Source organism: Acinetobacter sp. L-24 (assembly GCF_056857555.1).
The window spans coordinates 297,906-320,126 of sequence record NZ_JBSXNI010000044.1; the positions used below are offsets into that span (position 1 = coordinate 297,906).

Annotated in this window: 18 protein-coding genes, 8 tRNA genes and 1 pseudogene; 9 read left to right on the forward strand and 18 right to left on the reverse strand. The window is 44.2% G+C overall.

The annotated features are described in order from the left end of the window. Positions 1-22: 22 nt before the first annotated feature. The 4 genes from AC13CK_RS13015 to AC13CK_RS13030 form a co-directional block, all read right to left on the reverse strand. On the reverse strand, positions 23-586 hold the full coding sequence (locus tag AC13CK_RS13015; protein WP_253174384.1) for a TetR/AcrR family transcriptional regulator: 564 nt from the start codon (positions 584-586) through the stop codon (positions 23-25). Between the two features lie 150 nt (positions 587-736). Next, positions 737-1,258 carry an acyl-CoA thioesterase gene (locus AC13CK_RS13020; RefSeq protein ID WP_004280680.1) on the reverse strand — a complete coding sequence of 174 codons (522 nt, stop codon included), beginning with the start codon at positions 1,256-1,258 and terminating at the stop codon, positions 737-739. A gap of 287 nt (positions 1,259-1,545) precedes the next feature. Continuing rightward, the gene (locus tag AC13CK_RS13025) at positions 1,546-1,722 is read right to left on the reverse strand and encodes a hypothetical protein (RefSeq protein ID WP_167333208.1); all 177 of its coding nucleotides are present in this window, start codon (positions 1,720-1,722) and stop codon (positions 1,546-1,548) included. Positions 1,723-2,069: 347 nt separating this feature from the next. After that, a complete protein-coding gene (locus AC13CK_RS13030) occupies positions 2,070-3,074 on the reverse strand; it encodes a patatin-like phospholipase family protein (RefSeq protein ID WP_425878746.1) in 1,005 nt (334 codons plus the stop codon). Between the two features lie 123 nt (positions 3,075-3,197). Here AC13CK_RS13030 and chrA point away from each other — a divergent pair, with 123 nt between their 5' ends. Then, the gene (chrA, locus tag AC13CK_RS13035) at positions 3,198-4,403 is read left to right on the forward strand and encodes a chromate efflux transporter (protein ID WP_482831247.1); all 1,206 of its coding nucleotides are present in this window, start codon (positions 3,198-3,200) and stop codon (positions 4,401-4,403) included. A 52-nt stretch (positions 4,404-4,455) separates the two neighbouring features. Here the strand turns inward: chrA and AC13CK_RS13040 are convergent, their stop codons facing one another. Beyond that, positions 4,456-5,931 carry an alanine/glycine:cation symporter family protein gene (locus tag AC13CK_RS13040; protein WP_004731963.1) on the reverse strand — a complete coding sequence of 492 codons (1,476 nt, stop codon included), beginning with the start codon at positions 5,929-5,931 and terminating at the stop codon, positions 4,456-4,458. 45 nt (positions 5,932-5,976) lie between these two features. Further along, positions 5,977-7,215 (reverse strand): sodium/glutamate symporter, encoded by a 1,239-nt coding sequence (gene gltS / locus AC13CK_RS13045; protein WP_314103621.1) that lies wholly within the window; start codon positions 7,213-7,215, stop codon positions 5,977-5,979. A 902-nt stretch (positions 7,216-8,117) separates the two neighbouring features. Here gltS and AC13CK_RS13050 point away from each other — a divergent pair. Then, positions 8,118-8,825, forward strand: a complete 708-nt coding sequence (locus AC13CK_RS13050; RefSeq protein ID WP_004280692.1) for a nitroreductase — start codon at positions 8,118-8,120, stop codon at positions 8,823-8,825. 76 nt (positions 8,826-8,901) lie between these two features. Here AC13CK_RS13050 and AC13CK_RS13055 read toward each other — a convergent pair whose 3' ends face one another. Continuing rightward, a complete protein-coding gene (locus AC13CK_RS13055; protein ID WP_253174380.1) occupies positions 8,902-10,119 on the reverse strand; it encodes a multidrug effflux MFS transporter in 1,218 nt (405 codons plus the stop codon). Between the two features lie 138 nt (positions 10,120-10,257). On the opposite strand from AC13CK_RS13055, the gene yccS reads away from it, so the two are divergent. The 4 genes from yccS (at position 10,258) to AC13CK_RS13075 (ending at position 16,723) form a co-directional block, all read left to right on the forward strand. Next, positions 10,258-12,432 carry a YccS family putative transporter gene (gene yccS, locus AC13CK_RS13060; RefSeq protein ID WP_482831248.1) on the forward strand — a complete coding sequence of 725 codons (2,175 nt, stop codon included), beginning with the start codon at positions 10,258-10,260 and terminating at the stop codon, positions 12,430-12,432. A gap of 85 nt (positions 12,433-12,517) precedes the next feature. Then, positions 12,518-13,078: a YcxB family protein gene (locus AC13CK_RS13065; RefSeq protein ID WP_004280696.1), complete on the forward strand. Its 561-nt coding sequence runs from the start codon at positions 12,518-12,520 to the stop codon at positions 13,076-13,078. Between the two features lie 169 nt (positions 13,079-13,247). Next, positions 13,248-15,830: a PepSY domain-containing protein gene (locus tag AC13CK_RS13070; protein ID WP_425878739.1), complete on the forward strand. Its 2,583-nt coding sequence runs from the start codon at positions 13,248-13,250 to the stop codon at positions 15,828-15,830. Between the two features lie 98 nt (positions 15,831-15,928). Then, complete coding sequence (locus tag AC13CK_RS13075) at positions 15,929-16,723, forward strand: YdcF family protein (RefSeq protein WP_005104046.1); 795 nt, start codon at positions 15,929-15,931, stop codon at positions 16,721-16,723. A gap of 25 nt (positions 16,724-16,748) precedes the next feature. On the opposite strand, the gene AC13CK_RS13080 is transcribed toward AC13CK_RS13075, so the two are convergent. The 11 genes and pseudogenes from AC13CK_RS13080 to AC13CK_RS13130 form a co-directional block, all read right to left on the reverse strand. Then, a complete protein-coding gene (locus AC13CK_RS13080) occupies positions 16,749-17,210 on the reverse strand; it encodes a DUF2750 domain-containing protein (RefSeq protein WP_005104048.1) in 462 nt (153 codons plus the stop codon). Positions 17,211-17,282: 72 nt separating this feature from the next. Beyond that, a tRNA-Val gene (locus tag AC13CK_RS13085) sits at positions 17,283-17,358 on the reverse strand. A gap of 106 nt (positions 17,359-17,464) precedes the next feature. Next, positions 17,465-17,541 (reverse strand) — tRNA-Asp (locus AC13CK_RS13090). Positions 17,542-17,553: 12 nt separating this feature from the next. Next, positions 17,554-17,629, reverse strand: a tRNA-Val gene (locus AC13CK_RS13095). 69 nt (positions 17,630-17,698) lie between these two features. Beyond that, a tRNA-Asp gene (locus AC13CK_RS13100) sits at positions 17,699-17,775 on the reverse strand. A gap of 14 nt (positions 17,776-17,789) precedes the next feature. Continuing rightward, positions 17,790-17,865: transfer RNA gene (locus AC13CK_RS13105), tRNA-Val, on the reverse strand. A 20-nt stretch (positions 17,866-17,885) separates the two neighbouring features. Next, a tRNA-Asp gene (locus tag AC13CK_RS13110) sits at positions 17,886-17,962 on the reverse strand. Between the two features lie 48 nt (positions 17,963-18,010). After that, a tRNA-Asp gene (locus tag AC13CK_RS13115) sits at positions 18,011-18,087 on the reverse strand. 28 nt (positions 18,088-18,115) lie between these two features. Beyond that, positions 18,116-18,191, reverse strand: a tRNA-Val gene (locus AC13CK_RS13120). 499 nt (positions 18,192-18,690) lie between these two features. After that, the gene (gene elsL, locus AC13CK_RS13125; RefSeq protein ID WP_004280701.1) at positions 18,691-19,224 is read right to left on the reverse strand and encodes a cell wall-recycling L,D-carboxypeptidase ElsL; all 534 of its coding nucleotides are present in this window, start codon (positions 19,222-19,224) and stop codon (positions 18,691-18,693) included. Between the two features lie 125 nt (positions 19,225-19,349). After that, positions 19,350-19,703 (reverse strand): annotated as a pseudogene (locus AC13CK_RS13130) (YbaN family protein); the annotation flags it as partial. Positions 19,704-19,790: 87 nt separating this feature from the next. Between AC13CK_RS13130 and AC13CK_RS13135 the strand changes: the two are divergent. From AC13CK_RS13135 to dapE, 3 genes are all read left to right on the forward strand, one after another. Beyond that, positions 19,791-20,666 (forward strand): DUF1853 family protein, encoded by an 876-nt coding sequence (locus AC13CK_RS13135; RefSeq protein ID WP_425878737.1) that lies wholly within the window; start codon positions 19,791-19,793, stop codon positions 20,664-20,666. Positions 20,667-20,778: 112 nt separating this feature from the next. Beyond that, positions 20,779-20,931: an entericidin A/B family lipoprotein gene (locus AC13CK_RS13140; protein WP_004280704.1), complete on the forward strand. Its 153-nt coding sequence runs from the start codon at positions 20,779-20,781 to the stop codon at positions 20,929-20,931. 121 nt (positions 20,932-21,052) lie between these two features. Beyond that, positions 21,053-22,189, forward strand: a complete 1,137-nt coding sequence (dapE, locus tag AC13CK_RS13145; protein ID WP_425878735.1) for a succinyl-diaminopimelate desuccinylase — start codon at positions 21,053-21,055, stop codon at positions 22,187-22,189. The last annotated feature ends 32 nt before the right edge of the window (positions 22,190-22,221 follow it).

The window sequence follows — 22,221 nt, forward strand, 5'->3', positions numbered from 1 at the left end:
TTTGTAGGGAAATAGCACAAACTCAGGCTTGAATAGCGACAGGATACAAGGCCAACTCGACCAGATTCTGGATATAGTGTTCATCTGGAATCCGGTTGAAAAAAATGATCTGGTAATGAATCGGGCCGTATAAGGTATCCAGCATCAAATCAAAAGGATAATCCGCGCGGATTTCTCCCCGTTCAATCGCTTGCTGAATCAGTTGATGAGTCTGTTGCCGACGTGGCAAGAGATATTGCTGAAAGAACTCACCTGCCAGTTCACGGTGATTGGCAATCACCACCAGCAAAGCCCGCCCCACCGGATGATTCAGTGCCTGAGATAAAGAACCAAGTTGTTGAATAAGATTACTTTTCAGGCTTTTAGAGGCATCCAGCTCAAATACCGAAGCTGTATGCTGTTTGAAAGTGTCCAGCACCAGTTCCGATTTATGTTTCCACCATCGATAAATCGTGGACTTGCCTACGCCGGCACGTGCCGCTACATCTTCAATCGTCAGCTGATGATATTCACATTCTGCCAGCGCATCTGCGACCGCCTGTAAAATGCACTGCTGTCGTCGGGAACTTTTTTCGTCACTGCTCATATTTTTCTACTTAACTTTTAAGATCTAAAAATCGAAACGATACGTATCGTTTTATATTAGGGTAAAAAATAACAAAGCTCCAGTGAAAAACTGAAATTGATGCAAAAAAAAGACCTTCATATGAAGGTCTTTTCTCAATCACGATTTAAATTAACTCTGTGCAGTCTTTTTATAAATGCTGCATGAAGGATGATGATTTTCTTGCAAACGCGCGACTTTACGCTGTTCTGCTGCTTCAAAACGGCAACGTTTCCAGTCATTGTCCAGGTTCAAAGCTGGAATCTGTTTTGGTTTACCATTTTCATCCACCGCAACCATGGTGAAATAGCAGCTATTGGTATGACGTACCGTTCTCTTTTGAATATTCTGAGCTTCTACACGAATCCCGATTTCCATCGAGGTACGGCCAACATGATTCACACTGGCCAGAAATGTAACCAATTCACCGACGTGAATTGGCTCTTTAAAATTCACCTTGTCTACAGATAAGGTCACGACATAACTACCCGAATAGCGACTTGCACATGCATACGCCACCTGATCCAATAATTTCAGAATGGTTCCACCATGAACATTTCCTGAAAAATTTGCCATATCTGGCGTCATGAGAACTGACATCGTTAACTCTGACTGGTCATCCGACACTGCTGCAATTTGATCTAAAGGGGCCATCGTTTTCTTTGAACTCTTTGAATGACAAGGTTATCGTTTATTATTATAGCGTTTTTAGCATGAATAAAATGTTCAATTCGGCAAATGAAGCATCACAATTATTGATATAGAAAATGTATTCATACAGAAAAAAATATATTTAATTGCTTAAAATCTCAGTTAGAAAGTTAAGTGCCAATAAATCAACACTTATTTATCTGGGGCTAATCACACAGCAACTGAGAATTTTTCACTGTTTTAAGCTTTGAACAAAAATAATTCAGGAAAATAGAAAGACTCTGCGTGATTTAAAGCATCACTGGCCTGAGCATTTCCTGTGCCACGTTCTGATAACTTAAAATTTGTTGACCATCCAAGGTCGTTTCAACGGTAAAAGAACCATCCTGATGGCGTGCGGTCACTGTAAAAATATAGTGTTCGAATTGTGCCAGTTTGACCTGCTGTCCAATTTTAATATGCATCATGCTATCTACATCTGTGCAGTGATCTTTTCAAACTGCATTCTGGCATGAACACGGATGCTTTTGAATATTTGATCAACTTAAGTATACGAATAATAATATTAAAATTTTAATTTAGGACGAATAAGGCTTATTATTTAAAACAATATACTTATAATTCAATTTGTTATGTTTAAAATTAATTTTATCTTTTGAGATAATTCCGACTGACTGATACACATAGGCAATCATCTTATCTTTTATAACAATCAGTTAAGCGTTACAGCCGATGATCTTTCATTCTCTTGATTGGATATCCCTATACCGCGGTTGTGCGATATAGGGATAAACAGAAATTTCAAAAAAAAGATTTATTGAGCTTGATGTTCATGTACCACAAACTGTGGAATCCGATGTCCTTGAGCATAATCATGTTTTTGGTAGGCTTGTGAAATTTCCATCAACTTTAACTGGGTCGCCTCGGCACCGGCCTGCATGGTGAGTTCCCTGCCACGGACATCAAAGATATGGCCTTTTTCGCGTAAATCCGGCTGAATCACCACATCTGCATGCTTTAATTCTTCATGCGCCAGATGTTGCTGCATAATATTGATATTCTGGTTAAACAGTCCCCAGACATTGCTGGTTTCCGTGTGAATGGGTTGTGCCAGAATATCTACCGCAATCACAATGTCGGCTCCCAACTCACGTGCCACATCGACCGGCACCGGACTGACTAGACCACCATCTACATATTCTTTACCTTGAATGATGGTCGGAATGAACATACTCGGAATCGAGACTGAAGCACGTACCGCCTGTCCGGTATTGCCATAGTTAAAGACGACTTTCTTGCCTTCTTTCAGCGCGGTTGCTACCACAAACATCGGGATTTTCATGGCTTCAAGCGGGGTTTGATCGACTTGCAAGTTGACATAGTCCTCAACTTTCTTGCCATCAAAAAAACCTTTTCTGGCCAGCTTGATATCACGGACATCATTCGGTCGCATGTTGAGGGCAATATTACGCAGTTCAATCGCCGGTTTGCCACTTGCATAAATGGATCCCACAATACTGCCCGCACTGGTTCCGACAATAAAATCTGGTTGAATACCCGCCTGTTCCAGTACTTCCAACGCACCAATATGCGCATAGCCACGCGCACCGCCACTGCCCAGAACTAAAGCAACTACCGGACGTTGCTGGGTTTGCTTGATCTTTTGAAAATCAATTTGATTCGGACGTGCCTGAGCTTCTCCGCGTTGTGCAGCAGGTTGTAGATGACTAGTCGCCGCTTGGGCTGTCATTGGGGTCGTTTGGCAAGCACTTAGGCCAAATGTACCCAGTATCACCATACTCAACACATATTTCTGCATGCAGAGAATGTCCTCATTAATCTAAAGCAGCATAGTGTATAAACACATGCATAAATAGTCTGTAGAATTTCGTAAAACTGTCATACAGTTCAGCTACTTTATCTTCATTTTTCCCATAACTGTATGCCTTCAATCTCACTGTACCGGATTTTCCTGATTTTCCTGCAACTGGGCTGCATTTCATTTGGTGGTCCAGCGGCGCATCTGGTGTTTTTTCACCGAAAATTTGTGACCCAACTGCAATGGTTGAATGACACCCAGTACAGTCAACTGGTCGCTTTGGCGCAACTTTTACCCGGGCCGAGCAGCAGTCAGGTGGGGCTGTCGATCGGTTATCTGCAACGGGGCTATACTGGTGCCGTGATCGCATGGTTGGGTTTTACCCTGCCCTCAATGATTCTGATGACCTTGGTGGCGTTATTGGGTCAAAGCTATTTTCATATTTTAAACTCAAACAGCTTTCATACCATCCAGTTAATTGTATTTTCTGTAATCGCCTGGGCATTCTGGCAAATGCTGAGAAGCTTCTGTAAAACGGTTTGGCAATACGCTGTCTTAATCCTCTCTGTCGCATTACTGATAGTCGTTTCAGTAAGTTTTAACCAGATTCTGGTGATTATACTGGGCGCAATCTGTGGACTCTTGGCTGGATATTTTTCCCAATCAGATTCGAAACCCAAAGAAATTAACAAAACGGCAATCAGCTCGCCTTATATTCGATCTGCCGCTGCACCTTATTGGTTACTGGCATTTATCCTGCCATTTTTGCTGCTGCCCTTAGCTGGAAAATTATGGGGTGAATCGGAGCTGCAATTTTTTTCCAATTTTTATCAGACTGGCTCGCTGGTGTTTGGTGGCGGTCATGTGATTTTGCCTTTGTTACATCAGGACTTTGTCACGACTGGTTTAGTGAGTGCACAATCTTTTGATCTTGGCTATGCATTTGCCCAGCTTATGCCGGGGCCTTTATTCAGTTTTGCCAGTTATATTGGTTCTTTGCAGCCTTGGACGCCCTATGTCTGGCTGAATGCAGTACTAGCGACCTGCGCAATCTTTTTACCTTCATTTTTCCTGATTTTTGCCACCTTGCCCTACTGGTCATGGTTGATGCAGCAGCGCCATATTCATCAGGCGGTGATGGGCATCAATGCTGCGGTGGTGGGGCTATTGCTGTATTTATTGCTGGATCTTTCACAACGTTATTTTAGTTATGGCTCCGACCTGGTCTTTGTCGCAGTGATGATTGCCCTGCTACGCTCAAAATTACCAGTCTGGTTCAGCCTGATTTTGGGCTTCGTGCTTTATCAAAGTTATTTAAATTTCTTTTAAATAACTTTGGCACAAAAAAGCCCCGAATGATCGGGGCTTTTTGCTTCAAGTCTTACCAGATATCTGATTTGACCTTGTCTTTAAATTTAGGATGGTTATCCAGTTTAAATTCAGGTTCTTTCACGCCGCGCTTCAGCTGACCGGTATAATCTTTGAGTAGCATCAGCAGGAATGGCATCAGCAACAGGATCGCAATCAGGTTGATACTTGCCATGACACCCATGAACAGATCCGCCATATTCCAGATCAGTGGCACGCTGGCGATGGAACCGAAATACACCATCACCAATACAAATAAGCGGAAAATCAACATCACCCGGCTATTGTTATTGATGAACTGGACGTTTCCTTCGGCATAGGCATAGTTACCAATAATCGAAGAATAGGCAAACAGGAACAGAATCAAAGCCAGGAAGTCATCACCCCAAGCCCCAATTTGGCTTTCAAGCGCCATCTGGGTCAAGGTCACGCCTTCAAAGCCTGCATTTTCATACAGACCTGAAACCAGAATAATAATCGCGGTACATGAACACACCACGAAGGTATCTACAAATACTCCGAGCATCTGTACCAGCCCCTGATTGACCGGATGTTTGACATCGGAAGCTGCAGCAGCATTCGGTGCCGAACCCATCCCTGCCTCGTTAGAGAACAGACCACGCTTGATGCCCATCATCATCGCCATAGAAACCATGGCACCAAAGAAACCACCAGCGGCGGCTTCAAACTCAAAGGCTTTACTGAAAATGAGCTGGAAGATGGATGGGAGCAGATCGTAATTGATGACTGCAATATACAAAGCCACCGCCAGATAAAGCACAGCCATAAACGGTACAAAGCTTTCCGCGACTTTTGCAATCCGTTTAATTCCGCCAAAAATGATCACCGCAGTCATCAAGACCAGAAACAATCCAACCCAGGAAATTTCCAGATTCAGGCCGCCTAATGGCAGAATCAGGTTCGCCTGATCCCAGCCCCAGGCATGAGAGGTTGCTCCGGTAATGGCATTGGCCTGAACTGCATTGAAGACAAAACCATAAGTCGTGATCAATGCAATCGCAAAGACAATCCCGAGCCATTTCTGTTTCAGGCCTTGTGTAATGTAATAAGCTGGTCCACCACGGAATTGCTGGTTTTTGTTATCTCGCACCTTGAACAACTGTGCCAAAGAAGATTCAACAAAAGCAGAACTCATGCCCAAAAAGGCAGTAAACCACATCCAGAACACGGCACCGGGGCCACCAATTGCAATCGCAATGGCGACACCCGCGACATTGCCCACACCGACCCGGCTTGCCAGTCCAGTGACAAAGGCCTGAAACGGGGTAATGCCGTGCGTATCCTGAACCTTGCCACGGCTATTTTTCATGACTTTCATGCTGTGCCAGAACAAACGAATTTGTACTGCACCGGTCATGATCGTGTAGAAAATACCGACTGCGACCAGAAACACCACCAGAAAATCCCATAAAGGGCCATTCAGGGCATTAATCCAGCCGAGTAAGGTTTCATTTAACTGATCATTCATGTCACATCCTTATGAGCCTATGACTCATCGTATCAGGCATAAAAATTATGCAAAAAACTTCAAAATCATCTGAATAACAGTAGCATTGATTAAGTCAACGAAGAACGCACCACATAATGGAACAATCAGGAAGGCCTTATGCGATGCACCATACATATTAGTAATCGCCTGCATATTGGCAACCGCTGTTGGCGTTGCACCCATACCGAAACCACAATGACCTGCTGCAAGTACCGCAGCATCATAGTTTTTGCCCATGATGCGAAAAGTGACGAAAGCTGCATACAAAGCCATGGTGATGGTTTGCGCACCCAGAATCACCATAAGTGGTCCTGCAAGGTCAGCCAATTGCCATAATTTCAATGATAACAATGCCATTGCCAAGTACAGCGACAATGAAGCATTACCGAACACATCAATCGCACGATCGAAAATCTGAACTTTGAAAATACCTTCCAGTACATTACGCAGGATGACACCACCTGCCAATGCCCACACAAATGTCGGCAGTTCAAATGCAGTACCTTTACTGAAACCCGTCATGAACTCTGCAAAAGCCAAACAGCCTGCGAACAGGCCCAAGGTCGTGATTGCATTATCAGCGGTAATTAAACGCACCTGATGCGGATATTCAAATGGAATATATTCGGTCGAGTTGATATCCATTGGCGTGCTGTCACGCTTTTCGATTTGTTGATCCGTACGTGCAATTGCGAGATTATGACGGTTAATCAGCAGTTTTGCTAAAGGACCACCAATAATCCCACCGATAATCAGACCAAAAGTGGCACTGGCCATCCCCAGTGCAAGCGCCCCCTGAATGCCATGTTCAACCTCAAAAATCTCACCCCATGCACCTGCAGTACCATGACCACCGGTTAAGGTAATTGAACCTGCAATCAGGCCAATCAATGGGTCAATACCGAGCAAGGTGGCCAGACTCATGCCGACTGCATTTTGTAAGATAATAAAAGTTGAAATAGCGAACAGGAAGATTACCAGACCGATGCCGCCTTCACGCAACTTGGAAAAGTTGGCACTGAGACCGATCGAGGCAAAGAAGATCAGCATAAAACTGGTTTGTAGCTCTGAACTGGTGGTGATGCTGTATCCCCACAGTGAATGCACCAGTAATGAGATAATCGCAGCAACCAAACCGCCTGCAACCGGCTCAGGAATATTGTAGCGCTTTAAAAAATCGATTTTATTAACCAGGAATCGGCCGAGTAACAAAACAATGACTGCGGCAATCAAGGTATAAAATGCGTTAAAAGTAAAATCCATAATTTTTTGCCCAAGATGATTTTGAATTTTTTATTTTTCTAAAAGTGATGGAGTGCGCTAGATTTCTAGCTCGCTCATTAGATGTTCATCTGGAAATATCCTGATTTGATCTATCACCTTTAGAAAAACAAACCGATTTATCATCTCTTTCAAACTTATGAATATCATCATCACGATCATATTCAACAAATGAGAGATTTATAAAAGCAACACCTTTTCTATTCCGATACTCAGTCTGTTGTAAAATTGCAGACAATTTTCAAACAGATGCGCATGCTGGTAAAAAAACTGTGTTTTAAGCTCAAAAAAAACATTCAGTGCTTGATGAGTGCTTTCAACCTAAAGACTTCATTCAAGCCATCTGGAATCGCGTTATTTAAAACAGATCTTAATCACGAAATGCATGAATTAAGATGAAAAGTCGTACATTATGCTGTTTCTTCGTATCAGGTTTTATTTCTTTTTATTAGCAATAGTTAATTTACCTATAAAAAATAATTATAAATTCTCATTTTTATATGAAGATTAATCTATATTTTAATTCAAAAAAAATATTAATCTTTTACTCGACACAAAATTAAACAGGGATCTTGAAATTAAATTATCTTGATTTTCAGTCAAAATAAACCAGTTCTCTGTGTGAAATTGTTATTGTTGAATGGTTCAAGCACTTGGGTTTTAAGCCATTTTTTAAATCAAAGACCAACTTTATGACTAAATCCATTGCTATCACTTAGGCGATTTATGCTCAGCTAAAAGAATGCGAAATTTCATTATTCAAGTCATTTTGTTGACAAATGGTTTTTTCAGCTAGCGAAGAATTAAATTTTCCTATCCCCCGTTCTGTTTGTTTAGTTTATAGTCATTGCAAACTCAATAAGGATATTCGACTGGACCCCATAATGGATCAAAATCTTGTTCATGCTGTAGATCACACCATCACTTCTCGCCATTCAGTGCGTGCTTTTTTAAATACCCCCGTTAGTACAGACACCTTAAAAGAGATTCTGGCGGTGGCCAGCCGCGCACCTTCAGGAACCAATACCCAACCCTGGAAAGTGTATGTGGTAACAGGTAAAAAGCGTGATGAACTCGTGCAGCAGGTTTGTCAGGCACAAATGCAAATCTATGCAAATCCGGAATTGTCGCAGCAGTATCAGGAAACTTTTGCCTACTATCCTGAACAATGGATCTCGCCATTTATTGAACGTCGTCGTGAAAATGGCTGGGGTTTATATGGCTTGCTGAATATTCAAAAAGGCGAAAAGGAAAAAATGGCGCGTCAGCAGCTGCGTAATTTTGAATTATTTGATGCCCCTGTCGGCTTATTTTTTACTGTACATCGGTCTTTGGCGATTGGGTCCAAAATGGATGTTTCCATGATGATCCAGAATGTTATGCTGGCAGCAAAAGCCCGCGGTCTGGACACTTGCCCGCAGGCAGCCTGGAATCACTTTCACCCGATCGTGCTTGATCTGGTCGGCGCACCCGATGATGAAGAGCTGGTCTGCGGTATGGCACTGGGTTATGCCGACCCAGAGCAAATTATTAACAGCTTTATTACCCCGCGCGTTCCCGTAGAAGAATTTGCCGTGTTTATCGATGAGTGATGCAAGCAGGGCTAAGCCAACTTGCTTAGCCCTCTGTCCAGACCAGTATTTTTATTATCTGAGAGGCAGCCAGCATCTATGCATTTTTTAGGCTGGGCATGTTGATTTTAAAAATCGCCCAAGCAGAAATACCGACAAAAACCAGCATGATCAATGCCATATTCAGTAAAGCATGCCAGATCAGAAAATTCAGTAATACACCGCCCAATAAACCACAGACAAATTGCATACTGCCCATAATGGCACTTGCAGTTCCTGCCCGCTCGCCCTGTTTAGCCATTGCTAAAGCCATGGCATTCGGACCAGTAAACCCAAGGGCTGCCACCACAATAAACATGCCTAACAACACCCAGAGCACAGAATCGACATCCAGACAGCCGAGCAAGATTAACCCTAATACACCGGCAAACTGCAGACAGGTGCCAATTTTCAGACGCTGCAATATCGAGAAACGCCCAGCCAGACGTTTATTCAAGGTCGAAAACAGCATGATCCCGAAGGCATTGGCACCAAAGGCATAAGCAAACTGCTGCTCGGTCAGTTGATAACGATCCATCAGAATGGCCGAAGAAGCGCTGATATAACAGAACATCACCGCACCGGAAAAACAGCCGGCATAGAGCGGACGTCGAAAGCTTGGATCCTGAAAAATGCACCGGTACAAACTTATAACCTGTTGAAAGTTCAGCTTGAGACGACGTTCTGGCTCCAGGGTTTCTTTAAATAGAAAATGTACACAGGCCAGACTCAACAGACCGCAGCCCATCAGCACCAAGAAGATCACATTCCATTCATAAAACATCAATACCCAGGCCCCCAGACTCGGAGCGATGATTGGTGCAATCGCAGTCACAATCATCATGCTGGCAAAGGCCTGAGCTGCTGAATGCATATCCAGGCGATCACGAATTGCAGCACGTGCCATGACCACCCCGACACAGCCACCTAAGGCTTGCAGAATCCGTGCAGCGATCAGGCTCCATTCATCCTGCGCAAAGACACACAGTAAACTTGCCACAATGTATAAACACAGCCCAAAATACAGTGGCGGTTTACGTCCAATCCGGTCACTGATCGGACCATAAATCAGTTGCCCGATCGCCAGACCGAAGAAATAAGCCGGCAAGCTATTGGAAACCATTTGGGTACTGACACCAAAATCTGCTGCCATAGCCGGTAAGGCCGAAAGATACATATCAATGGATAAAGGCCCGAGTGCACTTAAGGTCGCCAGCAAAACAATCCAGGACATGGCATAAGGTTGTTGTACTATTTTATTCGATGTCATAAGCATGAAGATTTAAAGCGCTAATATGCAGACAAATTAACACAGTGCATAGTATGATTTAGCCTGAAATGAAGATTTATAAATATACTATTTTCATTAGCCTATTCAGATTCAGCTCTAAGACTGCAGTATAAAGGACGACCTTTGAAATCTTGGCTCACTCGTCTCAAGCAAACCACCTATAACACGACCTTGATGTATAACCTGCGCATGATGACGGCATTTGCAGGTACCGCCTTTGTTCCCTATTTTATGGGACAACAATTGATGACGATCCCATTGACTTTAGGGGTGGTCGCAGCCGGTTTAAGCGATATTGATGACCGCTTTTCGGTGCGGATTTTAAATCTGCTCTACACCTACATTGGCTTCTTTATTACGGCAGTAGGCGTATATCTGCTTTTTCCTTATCCCTTGCTGTTTGCCTTGGCCTTAATTGTGTCCTGTATTGCCCTGATTTTGCTGGGTTCACTAGGGCGACGCTATGCCACGATTTCCTACGGCTGTCTGGTGATTTCCGTTTATTCCATGCTCGGGGTGGAGCTGTTTGATGAATGGTATAAACAGGCTGGTTTATTGGTCATCGGCGCGATGTGGTACGGTCTGCTGTCGACCATCAGTTTCCTGATTTTCCCTGCCCGACTGGCGCAAGACAAGCTTGCCATTTCCTATTCTGCTCTCGGTGACTTTTTATATGCCAAGTCCAATCTGTTTGATGTGGACATGACCCCGAAAAGCTATCAGCAAAGCATGATTGAACTCTCGCTTGAAAATGGGAAACTGATTGCGATTTTTAATGAGATGAAAACTGCCCTTTTGACTCGCCTGAAAGGTGACCGGGGGCAAAAAGACACCCGTCGCAGCCTGCAATATTATTTTGTCGCGCAGGATATTCATGAACGTGCCGATTCAGCGCATATTGATTATCAGAAACTGGCCAAGATTTTCCAGCATAGCGATATCCTGTTCCGCTTCCAGCGCATCATGTCAATTCAGGGCAAAGCCTGTAAGGACCTGAGTGAAAGTTTGCTGCTGCGCAAACCCTATGTGCATAATCAGCGCTTTAAGCATGCCTTTGACAACCTGAGACAGTCGCTAGATAAATTACGTCAGGAACAGCATTATGATCAGGTCTGGATCAGCGCCCTGTTTGCGCTGTTTCAAAACCTGAAATCGATTGATGCCCAGTTACGCAACCTGGAAACCGAGCAAAATATCAAGTCCGAGCGTTTCAAACATATCGAAAACCAGCTTAGAGATGATGACCTGAAAGGCTGGGATGACATCAAGATTCGGATTAAACAGCATTTGACACCCGAGTCGGTGCTGTTCCGGCATGCCATCCGCCTGTCGATTGTGCTACTAATCAGCTATATCTTCGTACAGGTCAGCAATATTGAATATGGTTACTGGATTTTATTGACTGCACTCTTTGTCAGCCAGCCCAACTTTAACGCCACCAAACGGCGTTTACGTCTGCGTATTATCGGTACGTTGGTCGGTATTATCCTCGGTTATGCCATTTTATATTTTGTGCCGTCCATCGAAGGACAATTATTGCTTCTGGTACTGAGTGGGATTCTGTTCTTTGAATTGCGCAGTAAACAGTATGCACAGGCCACCGCCTTTATCACGATTTTAGCCCTGATCAACTTCAACCTGGACGGTATGGGCTATGCCGCGGCCATCCCGCGTATGATCGACACCTTGATTGGCTGTGCGATTGCCTGGTTCGGCGTCAGTTTTATTTTTCCAGACTGGAAGTTCCGGCGTTTGCCGCGCAGTATCAAACGCAGCTTGCAGGCAGAAGCAGATTATTTGAGTGAAGTAATCGAGCAGTATAAATCGGGACGTAATAATGGCCTGAAATATCGGATTGTGCGCCGTGCTGCTCATAATACCGATGCCGAGGTAGCCTCACTGATTTCGACACTGGCCACTGAACCGGATATTGATCCGGTACAAAAATCGCTAGCCTTTGAGTTCCTTTGTCTGAACCATACTTTTATCAGTTATATTGCTGCACTGGGCGCACACCGGGAAAAAATTGAAGATCAGGACATTCTGAATTTACTGGACAAAGCTCTCGAGAACATTCGTGGTGCATTGTTACGAGATGAAATGCCCGATTTAAGTGCGCAAAATATGATTCCCCATATTCGACAGCGCTTGGCTCAAGATCAGGAGCAAGATCAGAAATCCCTGATCATTTTGCAGCAGCTGTCTTTAATGTTCAGCATTTTAAAGCAGTTGAGTCAACTGAAACAAAGTTTGAGTCATGAGCGTGATGAACAGGCAACTGAATTAGGTTCATTATAATTTGGCTGATTTTGGAACAATATACTCACTGAATTGGTACAATTAGTGCTAAACTTTTTACAGTTTAAAATCTGCTAATTTCACTATGACCGCGAAAAATTTATACGCTTATACCCTCCAGCCTGTGAACTATGAAATTTCAGAAGCCGAGCAGCGTCATGCTCAGCTGGTGATCTGGCGTAGTACCAATAAAATTGGCATGAAAGCATGGCTGATCATGGGTGCTGTTGTTGCACTTTCTATTCTGGGCATTCTGCTCCTGAAGAACTATTCTACCGTGTTCTGCTGGGTGGCCATTGTCTGTGTGGTGTTGTATTACCTGATCCGTACCTTTGGTCTGGAATGGTATGTTAAACGCAAGATGAATGAATTTCCGGTACAGGAAATCAAAGGTGTTCGCCTGGGCGTACAACCACATGGCATCGTGATGCGTCAGAAAATGGGCATGCAAGAAGGTGTTGGGGCGATTAGCTGGAAAGACATCTATGAATGGTACAACACACCAGAATTCATGTTGGTCAATTTCAAGGTAAAAGGCCAGCAAGGTGCATATATCCTGCCGAAACGTCTGGACAGCAAAAACTTCTCTTTCGCCACGATTCGCAAGCATCTGGAAGCAGAAGTCGGCGCAGCAAAACAAATCTAAACTGTTCTTTCTTCAGTGAAAAACCTCCTGTCCCGGCATGGAGGTTTTTTTAATCTCAAAACAATAAATGATAATGAGAATAAATATTATCCTCAACACCTATAATTCGAGCTTAAACTTCAGTTATAATTTTGCCACTTTTATAGATCTCACCCTTAATCTGACGACCATGTTTAAAAAGACATTTTTCCAAATCCACTGGTTTCTGGGGATTACAGCAGGTTTAATCCTCTCGATAATGGGGGTCACTGGCGCAATCTATTCCTATGAACAACAAATATTAAAATGGATGAATAGCGACAGTTATACGGTTCAGGTTCAGCAACGTGACAAACTCACGCCTGCCGAGCTGTATCAGCACTTTAACCGTACTGCGCCTGACATGAAGATCAACAGTATTACCGTGGCACAAGATCCAAGTGCTTCGAGTACCGTGAATGTCGCTAAAGAAGGCGCACGGCGTGGTCAGAACATCATGATCAACCCGTATACTGCGGAAGTCTTACCAGAGATTAAGGGTCGGGAGTTTTTCCAGTTTATTCAGCAACTGCATCGTAATTTGACGGTTGGTCCAGTAGGTAAACAGATTACCGGTGCCTGTACCCTGATGCTGATCTTTTTTGTCTTGTCAGGTCTATACCTGCGCTGGCCGAAACGTCATTCGATCAAGCAATGGTTCTTTGTAAAACCTCAGCTGAAAGGCCGTAATTTTATCTGGGATCTGCACGCTGTTGTGGGAACCTGGGTGGTGATTTTTTACCTGATTTTAGCCTGTACCGGCCTGTACTGGTCTTATGACTGGTGGCGCAATGGCATGTTTAAGGTACTGGGTGTAGAGCGTCCGCAACCGGAAATGCAGGCCAATGCCGGCAATAACCGTGGTGAAGGACATCCAGGCGGCGAACGTGGCCCACGTGCTGAAGGTGAAGCACGCGAAGGTCTCAGCCCTGAAACTACTGTCCGTGCACTAGACCAGAGCTGGATTGGCTTTAACACTGAATTTTCAGATAAGTATTCTACCGTAACGTTTAACCTTCCAAAAAAACCGGATGGCGAAATGCAGCTGAGCTTTGTGGATCCGATCGCTCAACATGAGCGTGCACGAAACAGTGCTACTTATAATTACCAGACAATAGAATTTAGCGAAGTCGAGCTGTATGAAGATAAAAAGCTCAACGAAAAAATCATGAGCAGCATGTTACCGGTGCATCGTGGCAGCTTTTTCGGTCCGATCTACCAGTTCTTTACCATGCTCGCAGCCTTGTTAATGCCATTGTTCTTTGTGACCGGCTGGATGCTCTATCTGAAACGTCGCAAACAGAAACGCTTAACACTCGCAGCACGTCAGGGTGCGACTTTAGTGAACCTGAATGAAAATGCTAAACCGTGGCTCATTGCTTATGCCTCACAAACAGGGGTTTCTGAGCAACTGGCTTGGCGTACAGCAACTGCCCTGCAGGAAGCACGTCAACCGGCAACAGTGAAGCCGGTACAACAACTGACGCTTGCCGATTTACAGCAAACCGAACAGGTATTATTTGTTGCCAGCACCTATGGCACAGGCGAAGCGCCAGATCTGGCCTCTTCTTTTGAGAAAAAAATCCTGTCTGCACAAGCTGATCTCAGCCATTTAAGTTATGCGGTATTGGCCTTAGGTTCTCAGGAATATCCAGACAGCTATTGCAGTTTTGGTCACCGTATTGATCAGTGGTTAAAACAGAATGGTGCCCAGCAGCTATTCAATACAATTGAAGTCGACAATGCCAATAACGAGCATATCCAGCAATGGAATACTGCACTGGCACAAGTCACTCGACTTGAGCTACAAGCGATGAGTATCGATAAGACCTTTGATCGCTGGAGTTTGAGTAAACGTGAAGTCCTCAATCCGGGTAGTCTGGGTGCGCCTGCTTTCAATATCGAACTGACCCCTGAACATGAAGCCATCTGGCAAGCAGGTGATATTGCCGAGATTCAGCCAGGAAATAGCCCAGAACGTATTTATGCATTTATGCAAAAGCACCAGATAGCAGCGGGTACACAAGTACCTTCTATGCAACAGAATATTGAACAGGCACTCTGGGATCGTGATCTGACTCAGGCTGAACCTTTTGATTCTCTGGATCAGCTCCTCACGCAATTACCGGTTTTGGCAACACGTGAATACTCCATTGCCAGTATTCCAAGCCAGCAGGTTTTACGTCTGGTGGTACGTCAGCAAACCGATGCTAGTGGTAATCTGGGATTGGGTTCCGGCTGGTTGACTCAACATTCAGCGCTTAATGCACCCATTGCACTGCGTATTCGCAGCAATGAGTCTTTCCACCTGATTGATGACAACCGCCCGATTATCTGTATTGGTAATGGTACCGGGATTGCGGGATTATTAAGTCTGCTCAGTGCGCGTAACCGTCAGGACTATAGCCAGAACTGGCTAATCTTTGGTGAACGTCAGCGTGAACATGACTTCTTCTTTGAAGAAACCATTCAGGCCTGGCTGCAAATGGGAACCCTGAAACGTCTCGATCTTGCATTCTCGCGCGACCAGCAGGAAAAAGTCTATGTACACCATAAACTGCGTGAACAGGCTGAAGAACTAAAAGCCTGGATTGCACAAGGTGCGGTGATTTATGTTTGTGGTAGCATCAATGGTATGGCCAGCGATGTGGATCAGGCCCTGACCGAGATTCTCGGTGAAACAATGCTAGATCAATTACGTCTGGATGGACGTTATCGCCGTGATGTATATTAAGATAACCTGATATGCTAAAAACCGGGCTCAATGGCCCGGTTTTTATTGAAGATACAAAAGCAATAATAAGAATATGAATAAGAAAAAAGGAACTCTGGATGCTCAATCAACTTAAACGAAGTCTTAGCCTGATCTTTGGCTTGATTCTATGTCTCAATAGCGTCTGGTTACTGAGCCAAGGTCAGAGGCATTTTGCTATTGCCTTGTCTACCTTCATTGGGGTGGCATTCATCCTGTATGCCTTGTTTTTTTCATCTATTCAGCGCTGGAAACAGAATTCCCGATTCAGAACCTTGTTCTGGAACAGTCTCTGGGGCGGATTTCTATTCTGGATCATCAGTGTCGCTGCTTTCTTCGCTTATATCCAGATGTCAATCAACCCGACTGTTCCGGCACGACCTGCTGCAGCGATTTTAGTATTAGGTAGTGGTATTAATCAGGGTCAGCCCTCACCCATCTTAAAAAATCGTCTGGATACCGCAGCAAAATATGCAGAACGATATCCGAAGACTTTAATCATTATGACCGGTGGACGAAATTTCTGGGAGAGACAGAGCGAAGCTGAAGTCATGCAAAGTTATATCCATACGAACTATCCGCAGCTCAACAACCCCATTAGCCTAGAAGATCAAAGCAGGAGTACCCAACAGAACCTGCAATATTCTCAGGCAATATTAAAACAGCAACATATTGATCGAAATGAGCCAATTGCGATTGTCACCAGCGATTTTCACAGCCCTCGTGCTCGCGCCATTGCCAGACATCAGGGTTATCAACAAGTCATCAGCCTGAGTGCCAGCACACCCCAGAATGTTCGCTATAATTCCTGGTTACGCGAATATTTTGCTTTGATTAGTGGCTGGCTACTGAATGAATATTCATTGTTCCAATAAACAAGCTGTTTTAAAAACAATAAATTTAATTTAAACGGATCTGCCTAGGCAAAGGCATATCCGGATTTTTAAACAGTTCAGGTTTTTGCACATAAATCTGATACAGATAATTTTTAATATCGAGTAATAATTTTTCCGGTGCCACCAGAATATTCTGTCCTTCCGGGGTCAGATCAAGCGAAACAATGGTACTTTCCTGACGTAAAAAGGGAATGACTTTCTCTACAAAATCCTTAAGACCAATTTCCTGAATCTCGTAATTTGCCCAATTGTCTTTAATCAGCAGTCGAGCCAGACCTTTACTTTGCCAGCAGGCAAATGCGCGTTGTCCGGTAGGCGTGGCACATAAGGCCCAGCCATCTTGGTAGAGTGCAAAAATGCCAGCATTGGCAACAATGGCTTCAATATATTGCTTATAAAGCTGTTGAGGATCGAAAGCAGTTTTTTGGGATTTGGTCGCGGCTTTGCGCTGATAGGGATTTCTCATAATCGTGAAATCTTAATATTATTATAATAGAATCAGATTCTAAGGAATAAATCGAGTTGAAGCAAGAAGATATGGTGGGCGCTGACGGGATCGAACCGCCGACATTCTGCTTGTAAGGCAGACGCTCTACCAACTGAGCTAAGCGCCCTGAGAAAAACAACAACGTTGTTTTAAATGACGCAAGACCAACAAGGAATGTAGTCTTGGTATCTTGAAAACTCAGATCTCAGAAATCCAAGCTTTTCATCTTAAGATGGCGCAGCGGACGGGGCTCGAACCCGCGACCCCCGGCGTGACAGGCCGGTATTCTAACCAACTGAACTACCGCTGCATCGTAAGAATCTGGTGGGCGCTGACGGGATCGACCCGCCGACATTCTGCTTGTAAGGCAGACGCTCTACCAACTGAGCTAAGCGCCCTGATAAAGAGTGTCAATCTTTAGTTTATTAAATTCAGGCTCAGGGACCTCAATTTAATTTCTTTTGAAATGGCGCAGCGGACGGGGCTCGAACCCGCGACCCCCGGCGTGACAGGCCGGTATTCTAACCAACTGAACTACCGCTGCATCGCAAAAGAATCTGGTGGGCGCTGACGGGATCGAACCGCCGACATTCTGCTTGTAAGGCAGACGCTCTACCAACTGAGCTAAGCGCCCTCAAAAGGTCTATCTATAAATGGCGCAGCGGACGGGGCTCGAACCCGCGACCCTCGGCGTGACAGGCCGATATTCTAACCAACTGAACTACCGCTGCATTTACACAATGTCGCTATTGTGGCAAACGAAAATCAAGATCTTAAAGTGGCGCAGCGGACGGGGCTCGAACCCGCGACCCCCGGCGTGACAGGCCGGTATTCTAACCAACTGAACTACCGCTGCAACTATAAGGTCTCAACATGAAAGAGCTTGGTGGGCGCTGACGGGATCGAACCGCCGACATTCTGCTTGTAAGGCAGACGCTCTACCAACTGAGCTAAGCGCCCTTTCTAAACGTCTATCATCGTTTGATGGGTGCATTATAGAGAATCTGCACAGCCTGTCAAACGCTTTTCGGAATGTTTTCCACTTTTTAGGTGTGAGTGATTAAAAAATAGGTTGTTTGTTAAAAAAAACAACACTTTTTGTTTATTTTTTAAGTCTCTACCGAAATTTTTTAATTTTCAAAATGAAAATTGAAGCGAAATTTTGTGTTTTACCCTGCGAAGTTTCAGTCTAACCACACGACATATTGCAATTCTGATTAAGGATTATACAAAGCTTTAAAATACTCGACGTTGTGTTCATGTAATCTTGCAACTGTCATTTATTTTTAAGTGGGAAATAGCGATAAATTTAAGCTTTAGAGGATGATTCAACCTGTTCTATGCCATGAAAATAGGATCTGGATCAGATTAATCAATCTTTTCTGCTGTCTCCATCAAGATCAAGCAGATTCAGCCCATAAAAACAAAATCATTTTCACATGATCTTAAAATCTAACTTTTATTCGCTTTTCGAAACATTTAGTTTTTCCAGATCTAATGTCTGTTCTGAGATATAAACCAGTGCATCTTCACTGATCAGGTCAAATAATTCAGCGACCTCCGGATTACGCATACGAATACAGCCGTGCGACAGCGGCTCTCCCATCTTTTCGGTTTCTGGGGTGCCATGAATATAGATATAACGCTGATAGGTATCGCAGCCCTCCCCTTGATTAAAACCTGCCTCAAGGCCACTCAGCCATAAAATGCGCGTCAGGATCCAGTCACGCTGCGGAAATTCTGCTGCCAATTGGGGATTATAAATTTCACCCGTCACCTGACGTGCGACAAATACACTATTTAAGGGAGCATTCTGACCAAACTTTTCAGCGACTTTGTGCCATCCACGAGGAGTCTGGCCACTATTTTCAGTTTCGCCAATGCCATTTTTGCCACTGGAAATCAGATATTGCTTGTTTAGACGGGGCAGATACAGTTTTTGTTGGGCAAGATCAATCAGGATATCGGCTTGATCCAGATGCAAGGTACTCATGACTTGTTATTCTCAGACTCTATTTTGTTTGGTTTTATAGGGTTTAATTTGCTATCTACAGATTGCGGAGTTTGTAAATCTGTCTTTTCTGGGTCGACTGTATTTTGCTGAATAATGATCTGATTCGGTTCAGGGCGTCGCCATAACCAGATCGCGACGATCAGCATCGTAATATTGGTAAAGGCTTTCACTGCCAAGGGTGCCGTAGTAAACAGCATAATGATCCCGCTGATCAGCATCATGATACTGGCCAACCATTTGGCCTTATGCGGTACAGTACCGTGCGCGCGCCAATCTCTTAAGGTCGGACCATATTTGGGATGATTCAATAACCAGTCATCCATTTGCGGCCAGCCTTTAGATGCCGCCCAAGCCGCCAGAATCAAAAAGACCGTTGTTGGCATACCCGGCAGGATTGCACCGATAAAGCCCAGGATCACAAACAGCACCACCAGACTTCGCCAAAACAACACTTTCATACATCAACCCTAGCCGCAGAATTCAGGTAGTATAAAGCGTTTTCCGATACTGTCCGTTGTATTTCTGCACTTTTCACAGGTTGTCCTATGCCCTTTTCCAATTTAAACCAAAATCTTGTAGAAGCATGGCAACGTCATCAACATCCTCTGGTGCGGCAGCTAGCATTTGCTGTTGGCAGTCCGAATATCCTGTCCCATGTTCCAGATGAACTTGAGCTCATACATCGTTTTGAGTTGCATGACAGCCAGACCTGGCAGCGACATCTTAACCATTATCATCCACGCTTGGAATTTCTTGATCAGCATCCAAAAGAATTAATCGAATTTGTACAGCAACTAAAAAGCACACGTTTGGGGCTGCGTTTTGAAATGCTGGTCTGGTTCTGGTTGCTCGATGATGCTTACCATCCCTATCGGCTGCTTGGCCATAGTCTGCAAAAAATTGAAGGCGCCAAAACCTTGGGTGAGCTGGATTTTCTGCTATTAAATACTGATACAGGACAGATTGAACATTGGGAAGTGGCATTGAAATATTATCTGGCCGAAGCAGATTTTAGCCTGCCGCATTGGTATGGCCTAAACCGCACCGATACTTTAATCAGAAAAATGAAACATTTCACACAAAAACAATTCCAGTTTGATGAGGCTTTGCAGCATCCCATTCAAAGACGGTTTTGCGTCCTCAAGGGACAGCTGTATTTGCCTACACATCATGCCGATCAGCCAATTCCCTCATGGATCAATACCGAGCGTCGGCTGGGCGTATGGGGACAGCATATTCCTGCTGCACAGCACGGTTTCTATCGTCTGCAACGACATGAATGGATTTATCCGCAAGCCCGGCCGAGCAGTTCAGCTGCGATCTGGTGGACGGATGGACTTTATAAAAAACTCGATAGTGATGACTTTTATATGTATCGCAATCCGGTGCTGATCCAGCATCCATCGCATAAGCCCCTATAAAGCATTACATTTATTAACCGAAGCACTATGAAAACCACATATTTTTTAGAGCGTATATTTTCTACTCTAAGTCCCACATCATAATAATTTTATTATTGATTATACGGAGATGATGATGAAAAAAATTCTTGCTGCTTCATTAATGATGGCTTTTGTATTGACTGGCTGTAACACCGTAAAAGGCATGGGCAAAGATGTGTCTAAGGCTGGCGATGCGGTAACCAATACTGCTGAAAAAACCTCTGACGAAATCCGTCAAAACTAGTTTTTTCCTAAACGCTCACAGAACCCTATCTCAGATAGGGTTTTTTTATATCAGTCGTTCACATTCACGTCTATATTCGCCTATTATAGAACCGAAAAAATTATCGACTGTTGAATACCGTATGAGCTCTTCCGCTACCCTCGATTTAAGCCTGCAACTATTACGTCAGCCTTCTGTCACACCGATTGATCATGACTGCCAGAACATCATGGCTGAACGTTTAAAGAAGATTGGTTTCAACATTGAATCCATGCGCTTTGAAGATGTAGATAATATCTGGGCACGCAAAGGCACAGAAGGTCCGGTCTTCTGTTTTGCTGGCCATACCGATGTCGTGCCAACCGGTAATCTGGATGCCTGGAACTCAGATCCTTTTTTACCTGAAATCCGTGAAGGCAAACTTTATGGTCGTGGCAGTGCCGACATGAAGACCGCTTTAGCAGCTATGGTAGTTGCCACAGAACGTTTTGTAGAAAAATATCCAGACCATAAAGGCTCGATTGCCTACCTGATCACTTCAGATGAAGAAGGTCCGTCGATTAATGGCACGGTGAAAGTGATTGAAACACTGGAAGCGCGTAATGAGAAAATCACCTGGTGTCTGGTCGGTGAACCGTCTAGTACCAATACATTGGGTGATATTGTCAAAAATGGCCGTCGTGGTTCAATAAATGCCAACCTGACTGTAAAAGGCAAACAGGGTCATGTGGCTTATCCGCATCTGGCCGTGAATCCGATTCATACCGCTTCCAAAGCCATTGCTGAACTGTGCGACACAGTCTGGGATCATGGCAACGAATATTTCCCGGCGACGACCTTCCAGATTTCCAATATCAATTCGGGTACAGGCGCAACTAACGTAGTTCCCGGCACCATGAACCTATTGTGCAACTGGCGTTATTCAACTGAAGTGACCGCTGAAGAACTTAAAGCACGTACTTTAGAAATTCTGGATCGTCATGGTGTGGATTATGACATTTCTTGGACTTTATCTGGCCTGCCTTTCCTGACGCCAGTTGATGAACTAGTAAATGCAGCTAAAACCGCCATTCTGAATGTGACGGGGACTGAAACTGAACTATCGACTTCGGGCGGTACCTCAGATGGCCGCTTTATTGCCCCTACCGGCGCACAGGTACTGGAACTTGGCGTATTGAATGCCACGATTCATCAGATCAATGAACATGTCGATATTGCAGACTTAGAGCCATTGGCTGAAATCTATGAGCAGATTCTCGTGAATTTACTTGCCAATTAAGTAAATTCATAACGCAATAAAAAAGGAACTCC